This is a genomic window from Nocardia neocaledoniensis, from assembly GCF_029868625.1.
GTDB classification, from domain to species: domain Bacteria; phylum Actinomycetota; class Actinomycetes; order Mycobacteriales; family Mycobacteriaceae; genus Nocardia; species Nocardia neocaledoniensis_A.
Genome location: NZ_JARWOJ010000077.1, coordinates 1 through 12,326 on the forward strand (window position 1 = coordinate 1; position 12,326 = coordinate 12,326).

General features: G+C 69.7%; 14 protein-coding genes. 3 read left to right on the forward strand and 11 right to left on the reverse strand.

Annotated elements, in window-relative coordinates; all coding sequences use genetic code 11:
- From tsaD to QH270_RS04800, 7 genes are all read right to left on the reverse strand, one after another.
- A partial coding sequence (gene tsaD / locus QH270_RS04770; RefSeq protein WP_280339098.1) for a tRNA (adenosine(37)-N6)-threonylcarbamoyltransferase complex transferase subunit TsaD occupies positions 1–967 on the reverse strand: 967 nt, incomplete at its 3' end.
- Complete coding sequence (gene rimI, locus QH270_RS04775; protein ID WP_280339163.1) at positions 964–1,458, reverse strand: ribosomal protein S18-alanine N-acetyltransferase; 495 nt, start codon at positions 1,456–1,458, stop codon at positions 964–966. The genes tsaD and rimI, both read right to left, overlap by 4 nt.
- A 29-nt stretch (positions 1,459–1,487) precedes the next feature.
- The gene (tsaB, locus tag QH270_RS04780; RefSeq protein WP_280339099.1) at positions 1,488–2,180 is read right to left on the reverse strand and encodes a tRNA (adenosine(37)-N6)-threonylcarbamoyltransferase complex dimerization subunit type 1 TsaB; all 693 of its coding nucleotides are present in this window, start codon (positions 2,178–2,180) and stop codon (positions 1,488–1,490) included.
- A gap of 65 nt (positions 2,181–2,245) precedes the next feature.
- Positions 2,246–2,701 (reverse strand): tRNA (adenosine(37)-N6)-threonylcarbamoyltransferase complex ATPase subunit type 1 TsaE, encoded by a 456-nt coding sequence (gene tsaE, locus QH270_RS04785; RefSeq protein ID WP_280339100.1) that lies wholly within the window; start codon positions 2,699–2,701, stop codon positions 2,246–2,248.
- The gene (locus QH270_RS04790) at positions 2,694–3,773 is read right to left on the reverse strand and encodes an alpha/beta fold hydrolase (protein WP_280339102.1); all 1,080 of its coding nucleotides are present in this window, start codon (positions 3,771–3,773) and stop codon (positions 2,694–2,696) included. Before QH270_RS04790 ends, tsaE begins: the two co-directional genes overlap by 8 nt.
- Positions 3,770–4,897 (reverse strand): alanine racemase, encoded by a 1,128-nt coding sequence (alr, locus tag QH270_RS04795; RefSeq protein WP_432420294.1) that lies wholly within the window; start codon positions 4,895–4,897, stop codon positions 3,770–3,772. Before alr ends, QH270_RS04790 begins: the two co-directional genes overlap by 4 nt.
- A 97-nt stretch (positions 4,898–4,994) precedes the next feature.
- On the reverse strand, positions 4,995–6,434 hold the full coding sequence (locus tag QH270_RS04800; protein WP_280339104.1) for an NAD(P)H-hydrate dehydratase: 1,440 nt from the start codon (positions 6,432–6,434) through the stop codon (positions 4,995–4,997).
- 70 nt (positions 6,435–6,504) lie between these two features.
- Between QH270_RS04800 and QH270_RS04805 the strand changes: the two genes are divergently transcribed.
- On the forward strand, positions 6,505–6,930 hold the full coding sequence (locus QH270_RS04805; protein WP_280339105.1) for a cupredoxin domain-containing protein: 426 nt from the start codon (positions 6,505–6,507) through the stop codon (positions 6,928–6,930).
- A gap of 1 nt (position 6,931) precedes the next feature.
- Here the strand turns inward: QH270_RS04805 and glmS are convergent, their stop codons facing one another.
- On the reverse strand, positions 6,932–8,812 hold the full coding sequence (glmS, locus tag QH270_RS04810) for a glutamine--fructose-6-phosphate transaminase (isomerizing) (protein WP_280339106.1): 1,881 nt from the start codon (positions 8,810–8,812) through the stop codon (positions 6,932–6,934).
- A gap of 84 nt (positions 8,813–8,896) precedes the next feature.
- Between glmS and QH270_RS04815 the strand changes: the two genes are divergently transcribed.
- Positions 8,897–9,754, forward strand: coding sequence for a chlorophyllase/cutinase-like alpha/beta fold protein (locus QH270_RS04815; protein WP_280339107.1), 858 nt, complete (start codon positions 8,897–8,899; stop codon positions 9,752–9,754).
- A 65-nt stretch (positions 9,755–9,819) separates the two neighbouring features.
- Here QH270_RS04815 and QH270_RS04820 read toward each other — a convergent pair whose 3' ends face one another.
- Genes QH270_RS04820 through QH270_RS04830 form a run of 3 tightly spaced genes read right to left on the reverse strand, consistent with a single transcriptional unit; the run spans position 9,820 to position 11,670 of the window.
- Positions 9,820–10,698 carry a hypothetical protein gene (locus QH270_RS04820; RefSeq protein WP_280339109.1) on the reverse strand — a complete coding sequence of 293 codons (879 nt, stop codon included), beginning with the start codon at positions 10,696–10,698 and terminating at the stop codon, positions 9,820–9,822.
- A 2-nt stretch (positions 10,699–10,700) separates the two neighbouring features.
- The gene (locus QH270_RS04825) at positions 10,701–11,045 is read right to left on the reverse strand and encodes a hypothetical protein (RefSeq protein ID WP_280339110.1); all 345 of its coding nucleotides are present in this window, start codon (positions 11,043–11,045) and stop codon (positions 10,701–10,703) included.
- Between the two features lies 1 nt (position 11,046).
- Positions 11,047–11,670, reverse strand: a complete 624-nt coding sequence (locus tag QH270_RS04830) for a YbaB/EbfC family nucleoid-associated protein (RefSeq protein ID WP_280339112.1) — start codon at positions 11,668–11,670, stop codon at positions 11,047–11,049.
- A gap of 260 nt (positions 11,671–11,930) precedes the next feature.
- Here QH270_RS04830 and QH270_RS04835 point away from each other — a divergent pair, with 260 nt between their 5' ends.
- Entirely contained in the window at positions 11,931–12,308 is a 378-nt protein-coding gene (locus QH270_RS04835; protein ID WP_280339114.1) for a hypothetical protein, read from the forward strand.
- Positions 12,309–12,326: the final 18 nt, after the last annotated feature.

Here is a 12,326-nt window from a genome sequence, read left to right on the forward strand (position 1 = left end):
CTATCACTGGCGCGCCGTGGGCCGCTATAACCCCGCGGTTGCCGGTCCACACGGGGGGTGTGGCCCGGGGGTGGTAAAACCCCGCCGCGCCACCCCGCTCCTGGGGGTGGTACGGGAGGGGCGTGTTGGGGGTGGCGCCACCGCCGAGGACGATCGTGTCGACGCCCTCGTCGGTCGCCGCGCGCACGGCCTTCATGGTGAGCACGTCGGCGACCGCCTCCTGGAAGGACGCGGCGATATCCGGAATGGGCAGCTGGTCGGGGCCGATGCCCTGCCGCTGCGCGGCCTCCACGTAGCGGGCGACCGCGGTCTTGAGGCCGGAGAAGGAGAAGTCGTAGCGGGCGTCGCGCGGGCCGGTCATGCCGCGGGGGAACGCGATCGCGTTCGGGTCGCCGTCGGCGGCGGCCGCGTCCAGGAACGGGCCACCGGGATAGCCGAGGCCGAGCAGCCGGGCGACCTTGTCGAACGCCTCGCCCGCGGCGTCGTCGACGGTGCTGCCGAGCTCGGCGATCGGCTGCCCGAGGTCGGTGACCCGCAGCAGGTGGGTGTGCCCGCCGGAGACCAGCAGCGCCACCGCGGGCGGCAGCGGTCCGTGTTCGAGCGTGTCCACCGCGACGTGTCCGCCGAGGTGGTTGAGCGCGTAGAACGGCACATCCCAAGCCGCCGCGTACGCCTTGGCCGCGGCGACGCCGACCAGCAACGCACCGGCGAGGCCGGGTCCGATGGTGACGGCGAGCGCGTCCGGCTTGCTGATCCCGGCCGCCGCCAGCGCCCGGCGCATGGCGGGCACGATCGCCTCGAGATGCGCGCGCGAGGCGATCTCGGGGACCACGCCACCGAAGCGGGCGTGCTGGTCGACGCTGGAGGCCACCTCGTCGGCGAGGAGTTCGAGCGTGCCGTCCTCGTGCCGCCGAACGATGCCGACTCCGGTTTCGTCGCACGAGCTTTCGATGCCCATGACGATCACGACAGCACCTCGTCCTGCCTGTCGCGCGCGGCCCATTCGTCGGCCGCGGCGGTGAGTTCCGGGCGCCGCATGGTGTACGCGTCGGCGCCGCTGGGGTGGTAGTAGTTCTTGCGCAGCCCGATGATGTGGAAGCCGTGCTTGGCGTAGAGCGCGATGGCGGGCGCGTTGTCGGTGCGCACCTCCAGGAAGACCGGTCCGCCGCGTTCGGCCGCCGTGGCGAGCAGCGCCTCCAGCAGCAGCGTGCCGACACCGCCGCGATGGCACCGCGGGTCGACCCCGATGGTGTGCACCTCGGCCTCGGGGTGGGCGGCGTCACCGAGCAGCGCGATACCCGCGTAGCCGACCATCCGGCCGTCGGTGTCGCGGGCGGTGATGTAGCGGTTGTGCGCGCCGGCCAGCTCGGACCGGAACGACACCGCCTGCCACGGGTCGTCCTCGGGGAACAGCAGGTGTTCGAGTTCGACGCAGCGGTCGATGTCGAGCACCGTCATCGGGGCGATCCGGTATCCGGACACGGCGCTCACGCTCCGGTCCGGTCGAGGGTGCGGAAGCTGTTCTCCACGGCGTCCGGCCTGCGCAGATACAGCGGGACCAGCGGCTCGGGCGCGGTACCGGCGAGCAGCGCGGTCGCCGCGACGGTCACCAGACCGGCCGGCGACGGCGTTTCGGCGGGCACGACCGGCAGGTCGAAGTAGTCCACGTGCGCAGCCGAACCGGCGATCGCCACGGCGTCCCCGAGCGGCACCTCGGCGGGCTTGCACACCTCCGGGCCCGCGACCCTGGCCCCGTGCAGGTAGCGGGCCCAGTAGACCTCGCGTCGGCGCGCGTCGGTGACCACGAGCAGTTCGCCCGCGTCACGCTGTTCCCCGGCGGCCGCCGCGGCGATGGCGTCGAGACTGCAGACGCCGTGGACGGGCAGGCCGAGCGCGTCACCGAAGGCGGCGGCGGTGGCCATGCCCACCCGGAGCCCGGTGAACGGGCCCGGCCCGATCCCGACGACCAGCGCGTCGAGTTCGTCGCGGCGCACCCCGGCTTCGGCGAGGCATTCCAGGATCTGCGGGGTGAGCACTTCGGCGTGGGCGCGGGCGTCGACCTTCACGCGGGCAGCGAGCGTCGCCACGGCGGGCCGGGTGTCCGCATCGGCGGCAGGTGACAGGTGCACCAATCCCGCTGTAACGGCGGGCGTCGCGGTGTCGACTGCTAGTACGAGCATGATTGTCTCAACAATACCGGGTGGTATCCGCGCCCGGCGCGCCACTGTGCCACGGGCACGGCGGGTTATCCGATCCACTCCCAGATGGCCGTGCGCACATCGGATTCCGGCTCCCGGGCGAGTCGCACCCGCAGGTGCCGCTCCGCGAGGTGCTCCACGACACCCTTGCCCCATTCCACGACGACGACCGCGTGATGCAGGTCGGTGTCGAGGTCGAGGGCGTCGAGTTCGTCGAGGTCGCCGGCGAGCCGGTAGGCGTCGACGTGCACCAGCGGCACGCCGGGCGAGCCGTCGGGCCGCTGCCCGGCCTTATGCGCCCTGGCGATGATGAACGTCGGCGAGCTGACCCGCCCCTCGACGCCGAGACCGGCGGCGATCCCCCTGGTCAGCGCGGTCTTCCCGGCGCCCAGCGGGCCGTCGAGCACCACCAGGTCGCCCGCGCGCAGGTTCCGGGCCAGTTCGCGGCCGAAGGCCTCGGTGTCCTCGACCGTGGTCAGGACGCGTTGCTGCGGCTCAGCCACCGACGACCTCCTCCGTGGCGCGCGGGTCACCGAAACCGGCGCGGGCGAGCAACCGGTCGACCGCGTCGACGGTGCGTTCCGGGTACTGCAGGTGCGGCATGTGCGCGGCCTCCGACATCCGCACCAGTTCGCTGCCGGGCAGCGCGGCGGCCAGCGCACGCGAGTTCCGGAACGGGATCACCATGTCGTGGGTGCCGCCGAGGATCAGCACCGGCAGTTCGGCGAGCACCGCGAGCGCGGCCGACTCGTCGTGCAGCTCAATCGCTTTCAGGAACTTCTCGATGGTCGCGACGGGGGTGCGGTCGATCATCATGGTGGTGAACCGCGACAGCGTCGGGCTCACCGGACCGTGGAACGAGCTGACGTGCAGGAACGGCGCCACGACCTGCTTGCCCGCGCTGCGGCTCACCTGGACGACGGCGGGCGCGGTGCGCACGGCCAGCCGGAAGCCGTCGATCGCGGGGTTGCGCAGCAGCTGCGGGAGCCCGGCCGAGGTCACCTCGGCCGCCGCCGTGCAGAACAGCCCGACGCCGACCACGCGGGCGGCGAACAGTTCCGGGAACTGCGCGGCGGCGGCCAGCACGGCCATCCCGCCGAGCGAGTGCCCGATCAGCACCACCGGCCCGCTCGGCGCGCATTCGCGCAGCACGGCGGCGACGTCGTGGCCGAGCTGCTGCACCGTGCAGCTGTCGGTGGTCGGGGCACCGGAGCGGCCGTGCCCACGCTGGTCGAAGCAGACCATCCGGAGGCGGTCGCCGTACCGTGCGGCGAGGTCGCGGCGCTGGAAGTGGAACGACTCCATGCTGTTGCAGAAACCGTGCACGAACACGATCGTCAGCTCGGCCGCGTCGGTGCCGTACGTGCGGGTGGCCAGCGACACACCGTCGTCGGCGAACACCACACCCGGCTGGTCGTCGTCGATCAGCGCGAAGTTCTCGTCGCGGTACTCGTCACGTTCGGCGGGCCACAGCACGCGCGCGCCGATCCGGCGCAGCGTGTGGGTGACGGCCAGCGCGCCGAGCACGCCCGCGGTGGCCAGGCCGCCGCGCCGGAGCACCTTCGCGCGCCTCATCGGCCGGTCCCCACATAGCGGCGGACCGCGCGGCCCCGGGGCGAGCACACGATCTCGTAGTCGATGGTGTCGAGCAGCCGGGCCCAGTCGAGCGCGCGCGGGTGCCCGGCGCCGCCGCCGAACAGCACCGCCTTGTCGCCCGGGCGCACGCCGCCGACGTTGTCGCCGAGGTCGACCATGAACTGGTCCATACACACCCGACCGACGTTACGGTGCCTGGTGCCGCCCAGCCACACCTCGAAACGTCCACTGAGCGAACGGAAGACGCCGTCGGCATATCCGGCGGGGACCAGCGCCACGGTGGTGTCGCGCGGCGCGATCCAGCGGTGCCCGTACGACACGCCCTGCCCGGCGGCCACCGACTTCACCAGGGTGACCTCGGCCTGCAGCGTCATCGCGGGCCGCAGCCCGAACTCGCCGAGCTCGGGGATCGGGGACAGTCCGTAGACGGCGATGCCGGGCCGCACCAGGTCGAAGTGCAGATCGGGCCGGGTCAGCGTGGCGGCGGAGTTGGCCAGGTGGACCTGCTCGGGCTCCAGGCCGTACTCCTTGGCCTGCGCGATCGTCTCCACGAAGCGCTCCCGTTGCCGGTCGAGCATGGGGTGTTCCGGCTCGTCGGCGTGCGCGAGATGGGAGAAGATCGCCCGGAAGCGCACGGCCTGCTCGTCGACCAGCGCGCGCAGGGCCCGCAGGACCTGCGGATACTCCTCGACCGCGACCCCGTTGCGGTTCAGGCCGGTGTCGACCTTGAGCGAGACGGTCGCGGTGCGGCCGCTCAGCCGGGCGCCCCGCTCGACCGCGCGCAGCTGTGTGAGCGAGGACACCCCGATCTCGATGTCGGCGGCGATCGCGGCGGCGTAGTCGGCGTCGACGGTGTTGAGCCAGCACAGGATCGGCGCGGTGATTCCGGCGGCGCGCAGGGCCAGCGCCTCGGCGACGGTGGTCACCCCGAGCTCGGCGGCCCCCGCCCCCAGCGCTGCCCGGGCCACCTCGACCGCACCGTGGTTGTAGCCGTCCGCCTTGACCACCGCCATCACCCCGGCGCCCTGCGCGAACTCCCGCAGCACGCGCACGTTGTGGGCAATGGCATCCAGGTCGATGACGGTTTCCACTTGCGCGTTCACGGCATAGATCCTGCCAGGACCCGCGCCCTTCGTGGCAGCTGGGTCGCCACGGCCCGACCGCTGCCGCGCGATCCTCGCCCGCCCACAGTGCGGCCGGTCACGCCTCGGCGAGTTCGCGCAGTACGCGGATGGCGGGCCTGATGTGGTCCAGCAAAGGCGACGCCGAGATCGGGGCGGCGGCGGGTTCACCGTCGTAGGCGGCGAGGTTCGCGGCGAGGGCGTGCACCCGGGCGGCCGCCGCTGCCGACCAGACCGGTGGGTGCCCCGCCGCCAGCAGGGCGCCCAGGATCCCGGACAGCACGTCCCCCGAGCCGGCGGTGGCGGCCCATGATCCGCGCGCGTCGTTGACCAGTGTCGGTTCGCCCGGCCCGGCGACGATCGTCGCGCGCCCCTTGAGCAGCACAGCCACCTGCCACTCGGCGGCGAGCGCGCGGACGGCCGCCACCCGATCCGGTCCCGGGTCGGCGCCGGTGAGCCGCGCGAACTCCCCGGCGTGCGGGGTCAGCACCGTCGGGGCCGTGCGGCCACGGACCAGCGCCGGTTCGGCCGCGAGCAGCGTGAGCCCGTCCGCGTCGACCACCACCGGCAGCTCGGTGCCGAGTACCTCAGCGAGCCGGTCGCGGGCCGCCGAGTCGGTCCCCGCGCCCGGCCCGAACACCCACGCCTGCACCCGCCCGGCGTCCGAAAAGGTCTGGCTGGCAATCACTTCGGGCAGCTTCGCGAGCACCTCGGCGTCATCCCCGACGTACCGCACCAGGCCCGAAGTCGCGGCCACCGCCGCGCCGGTGCTCAGCACGCCCGCTCCGGGATACTTCGCGCTGCCCGCGCACAGTCCGACCACGCCCTGGGAGTACTTGTCGTCCGAGGCGCGCGGAACCGGCCACTCCGCGCCGATCGCCGCGGGCTCGAGCTGGGCCAGCTCCGGTTCCGGCAGCTGTAAACCGATCGGCACCAACACGATTCGCCCACACTGCGGCGTCGCCAGCGCGTGTACCGGCTTGTAGGCACCGAACGCCACCGTCACCTCGGCACACACCGCCGGCCCGTCCACCGCACCGGTATCCGGATCGACGCCGCTGGGCAGATCGGCCGCGATGATCGGAACATCCAGTGCCGCAACATGCTCCGCGGCGTCGGGCCGAAGCGGGCCGCGACCGGAGATCCCCACGATCCCGTCGATCACCAGATCCACCGCGCCCAGCCGCTCGACAACCCGGCCACCGCACTTGCGCAGCGCCGCCAGCCCTTCCCGGTGCGCGCGTTCGGGATTCAGCAGCACCGCCGTCACCGCCACCCCGCGCCGCGCCAGCATCGACCCCGCCCACAGCGCGTCGCCGCCGTTGTCGCCGGAGCCGACCAGCAGGCCCACCGCTCGGCCGACCACACCACCGGTGGCGGAACGCAATTCGTCGGCGACCACCGTGGCCAGCCCGTACGCGGCCCGCCGCATGGGCAGTCCCGCGGGCACGCGGGTGAACAGTTCCGCCTCGGCCGCCCGTACCTCGTCGGCGGTGTAGTAGCCGCGCCGATCCGCCATCGTCGCCTCCCGGGTCACCGGCGCGGGCCACGACCGGCCCGCGATCGTTGGCAGACTACGCTCCACAACCATGTCGATGGTTCGTCACCGCGCCGCATCCGCCCGGGTTCTCACCGGATTCGTCGTGGCCGCCACCCTGTTCGCCGCCGGTTGCTCCGGCGACGCGGACGACGCCGCGTCCACCACCACCCGCAAGCCGCGCCCGGTCAGCACCACGACCACGCAGACCGAGCAGAAACCGACCAACCTCACGGTCGAGGTGTCGGGGATGAAGTACTCCCCCGCCGACGCCACCATCAAGGTCGGCCAGACGGTCACCTGGAAGTTCTCCGACAAGGCCCCGCACAACGTGCAGGGCATCGGCGACAAGGCGATGGGCATCAACAGCCCCATCATCGACAAGGGCGAATGGTCCTACACCTTCACCCAGCCCGGCACCTACCGCTACCTGTGCAGCCTGCACCCCGACATGCGCGGCACCGTCACCGTCGAGTGAGCTACTCGACGGTGACCGACTTGGCCAGGTTGCGCGGCTTGTCGACGTCGTAGCCGCGGGCCTGCGCCACCTCGGCGGCGAAGATCTGCAGCGGCACCGTCGACAGCAGCGGCTGGTAGAGGGTCGGCGCCGCGGGGATCTCGATGAGGTCGTCGGCGAACGGGCGCACCGTCTCGTCGCCCTCCTCGGCGATCACGATGGTCCGTGCCCCGCGCGCCTGGATCTCGCGGATATTGCTGAGCAGCTTCGAGTGCAGCACCGGCCTGCCCTTCGGCGACGGCATCACCACGATCACCGGCAGGCCCTCTTCGATCAGCGCGATCGGGCCGTGCTTGAGTTCACCGGCGGCGAAGCCCTCGGCGTGCATGTAGGCCAGTTCCTTGAGCTTGAGCGCGCCCTCGAGCGCCACCGGATAGCCGACGTGGCGGCCGAGGAACAGCACGGTCGGCACGTGAGCCAGCTCGCGCGCGATGGCCCGCACCTGCGACCCGGTCTCGAGCACCCGCCCGATCAGCTTCGGCATGGCCTCGAGCTCGGCGAACTCGCGGGCGACCTCGTCCGGGTACTTCACGCCGCGCGCCTGCGCCAACGCCAAGCCCACCAGGAAGTTCGCCGCCACCTGCGCGAGGAAGGCCTTGGTCGAGGCGACACCGATCTCCGGGCCGGTCCTGGTGTAGATCACCGCGTCGGACTCGCGCGGGATCTGCGCCCCGTTGGTGTTGCAGATCGCGAGCACGCGCGCCTTCTGCTCCTTGGCGTGGCGCACTGCTTCGAGCGTGTCGGCGGTCTCGCCGGACTGTGAGATGGCCACGACCAGCGTCGAGCGGTCCAGCACCGGGTCGCGGTAGCGGAACTCGCTGGCGAGCTCGACCTCCACCGGCACTCTGGTCCAGTGCTCGATCGCGTACTTCGCGAGCAGGCCCGCGTGGTAGGAACTGCCGCAGGCCACCACGAAGACCTTGTCGAACTCGCGCAGTTCCTGATCGGCGAGGCGCTGCTCGTCGAGCACGATCCGGCCGCCGTTCTCGTCGACGACGAAATGCCCGATCAGCGTGTCGGCGACCGCGGACGGCTGCTCCTCGATCTCCTTGAGCATGAAGTAGTCGTGGCCGCCCTTCTCGGCGGCGGCGAGGTCCCAGTCGATGGTGAACGGCCGGGTGACCACGCCCTCGGTGTTCCCGGCGAAATCGGTGACGGTGTACCCGTCGGCGGTGATCACCACGGCCTGGTTCTGCCCGAGCTCGACCGCCTCACGGGTGTGCTCGATGAACGCGGTGACATCGGAGGCGATGAACATCTCGCCCTGCCCGACCCCGACGACCAGCGGCGTAGACTGCCGCGCCGCGACGATCGTGCCCGGATGATCGGCGTGGGTGAAGACCAGCGTGAACGCGCCCTCCAGCCGCTGCAGCACGGCCAGCGCGCTCGCCGTGAAGTCGCCCGCGGTGGGCCCTTCCGCGTAGGCGCGCGCGACCAGATGCACCGCGACCTCGGTGTCGGTGTCGCTGAGCAGCTCGACCCCGGCGTCCTCGAGCTCGCGGCGCAGCGGCGCGAAGTTCTCGATGATGCCGTTGTGGACGACGGCCAGCTTGCCGCTCGCGTCCCGGTGCGGGTGCGCGTTGCGGTCGGTCGGCGCGCCGTGCGTGGCCCACCTGGTGTGGCCCATGCCGCTGGTGCCCGCGAACCGGTCGGTGCCCGCCGCGTCCAGCTCCGCTTCCAGATTGGCGAGCTTGCCCGCCTTGCGCTCGATCGCGATCGACCCGTTCCCGTCGAGGATCGCGACCCCCGCCGAGTCGTATCCGCGATATTCCATGCGTCGCAACGCGTCGACGACAACGCCGAGCGCGTCCCGGTACCCGACGTAGCCCACGATTCCGCACATGGTGGTCCAGCCTAGCGATATGGGCTGGATCTCGCCGGGGCGGTGTAGGTGTCCGCGACGAACCGATCCGATACCCTTCTCTCCGTGTCGGTGTCGGTGAAGTCGCTCCTCAGCACCCTGTCCGTGCGCGGTCCCCACCGGGTGCTGCGCGGAAATCTGGGGATCGCTGGCCAGCCGGGCGTGGTGTACACGCCCGAATCCGGGTCGAATCTGCCCGCCGTCGCGTTCGCGCACGGCTGGCTGACCAGCTCCGAGAACTACAAGAGCCTGCTCGAACACGTCGCGTCCTGGGGTTTCGTCGTCGCCGCGCCCGACACCGAACGCGGCCCGATCCCGTCGCACCTCGACCTCGCCAGTGATCTGCTCACCACGCTCGACATCGTCAGCAAGGTGCGCCTCGGCGACGGCACCATCAGCGTGCACCCCGACCGCCTCGCCCTCGCCGGGCACGGCATGGGCGCCGGCGCCGCCGTCATCGCGGCCGCTCAACGCCGCGTCGCCGCGGTCACCGCGCTGTTCCCCGCCCCCACCTCCCCCGCCGCGGAGAACATCGCCGCCGACCTCGACACGCCCGGCCTGATCCTGGCGGGCGAGCTCGACCTCGACTCTTCCAACTCCAACGCCCGCGCCCTCGCCACCGCCTGGTCCGGCCCCTCGCTCCTGCGCACCGTCGACGGCGCCACCCACACCGGCATCATCGAGGGCCGCCGCCTCTTCGCCGCCCTCGGCGCGGGCCGCTACGAACACAAGACGGAAAAGACCACCCGGGCCCTCCTCACCGGCTACCTCCTGCACACCCTCGCCGCCGACAAGACCTACGCCCCCTTCACCGACCCCGAAGCGGTCATCCCCCACACCACCCTGGTCGACCCGACGGCCCCGGTGGAAGAAGCGGCCCCGAAGCTCTCCCTCGGCACGGTCGCCAAGCTCATCCGGGGATAGCTGGGCATTTCACCGCGGTCATGCGCGAGTAGGCCTAGTGTGGAAGGGCCACACCTCAGCGGGCATCACGCAGGCTGCGGTTGATCCTGGTTCAGACCAGAGCCACCGGTGAGAATCGCACCGACCTTGCCGATCGGCTCCATGAGCGTCTTGATGTCGGTGAAGATCTTCTTCAGATCGCTCAGCATGTCCGCGTACGAAAGACTGTCCCGTGCGATACGCCGCAGGGCAGCAGGGATTACGTGCGCGGCGGCGGCACCGCTCGTCGCGATCAGCTCGATCGTCCAACCGATCGCTGCGCCGACAAGGTTGGCGAGCAGGTCGCGAACCAAGGTGCGTACCGCATCGACAGCCTTGGACACCGATTCCATCGACTTGCCCATGGACGCAGCTATGCCGCTGGCGGCATCGATTTGATCGATAAGACTCGAAGCACTCACACGGTACTGCTGGCCGGAGGCACCCTGCCAATCTTCGATATCCTGCTCTACGCTGGCCTTCCAATCAACGGCGACAGCCGACAATTCCGTCGATATTTTCGTCCACGACTTCGCATACGCCTCGACGATATCCGGGTTACCGGCCAGCTCGTCCAGGCCTTTCCGCATGAACTCGACGTGGTCGAGGATCCATTTCGCGACCTGACTGCCGATGAAGGCGAACGGATCCAACACCTTGTAGGCGACTTCCATGACGGTTCCAGCCAGTCCGAGCATGCCGAGCATCGCCGCATCGACTTGACCCGATGCGAAGTTTCCGTAGACGTCCCATGCATCGCCCGCGACCGTGCCCTTCAGAACTCCGGGCGTACCGGTTTTCTGATCGCCGTTGAGCCCCACATTCGAGAGCAGCGGAAATCCCTCTTGATAGTATGCGCCGTTCGAGTCCACGCCACTGGCAAGCATTCCGTTTGTGGGCGCGGTCGGGTCGTCGAAACCAACCACTGCTATTTACCCCCGTTCGAGTTACCGATCTCGGCTTTGAGTCCGGCCAAGCTCGAACCGATTTTACCGTCGACGTCTTCGACAGTCGATGCCACAGTCTCGAGTTTGCCCGGCAGAACCGAAACCGACTCAGCCAATTTTCGAATTGCCGCGATCGCAGTCTCGTGATCGTCGTCATATATCCATTCGACAAAAGGTCGGGGTATCTCACCGAACCCGTCGTCGGCCGAGCCGAGATAGGTGGCCGCTTGCAGGGCCGCCGTCATCTTGGACATCAGATTCGTCATCTTGGTGGCATGAGCGCGAACTTCATCGGGATCGATCGAAAAATCAGCAGGACTTCCCATTTCAGACCAGCCACGACTTCCTGTTGTAGTACTGCTCGTCCTCGTCGGGCTCGTCTGGTGCCACAACCTGATCACGATTGGGCTTGCGACTCCATGGCTGCGCGGAGCTCGACGGAACCGGCGGCACGTCGAAGGGTTCCGCAACCGGTGGCCGCGAAGCATAATTCGATACGAAATTGTTCGATGCGGCGACATCCTGTGTCACCGCGGTGTCGACCGGATCTGTATCCGGGAACCGCTGCTCGTATCGACTGACCATGTCCACCGCGGGCGAATCGTCCCCCACCAGATCGCTGACAAGGTTCGTGACCCGCTGGCGAAGTTTCGCCTGAGCGATCCGCATGCACTCCATGATGGCGGCAGATGTCATCGCGGGATCCTTGCCCCGAGTGGATTCGGCCAGTTCAATGGCAACGGGAACCCCATTGCTGTCGACAGTGATTTGGACGCTGCCGTCGTCGGATTTTGCCGTTACAGACAATTCGGTCATCGAACGCTGCAGATGGTCATATTTCTTTGCCGCGTCTTCGAGCTGCTCCGCGAATCGACGAGCATGATCGATCGACTGATCAAGCCTGTTCTCCACCAGAATATTCCTCCCCATACCCCGAATCTCGACACCCATGACAGCGAAGTCAAGTTAGCAGATACCCGAGTGGTGAGCCGCGGCCGGCGTTCGCGACATCCGCCGAATCAGACGAGCTTCAGAGCCACGGTGGCGTTGCGCCCGGTCAACGAGGACTGGCAGTGACGTGCCTATGCCAGAATGGCGCGATGAACGTGGGCGAGAGCGAGGTCGAGCGCGGAGGTGCCGTCACCACCCGCGGCCGAGCCGCGAAATATCATGGCGCACCGGGGGATCCGAGGTACCCCTCACCTCGTGCAATGCGCGCTTCGATGGCCGGCTTGGTAGACGGCCTCCTGTGGTGGGCCACATTCTTCGGCTCTGTCCTATCGCTGATCGCGCTCCTCGAAGGGCCTGGAAGCATCGTGGCAGCGGTTCTGGTCCTACCCGTCGCGACCGTCATCACCGTCAACTCGATACTCCTGCCGCGCTGGGTGCATGCGAGCATCGGCGACCTCATTTTCGGGCTGGTCAAGATCCGCCCCGGCGACGGAGGCCGGCCTTCGGTCAGCGATCTCGCGCGCAACATCTGGAACCCCAAGCCGAGTCGAGGCGACTCGGCCACCCCGCGGGTTGTACAGGTCCGCCGCTGCGACACGGTTCGATGGGCGACCACTTCGGAGAACTCGCCGAGGTGACCGACAGGGCTCAGACAG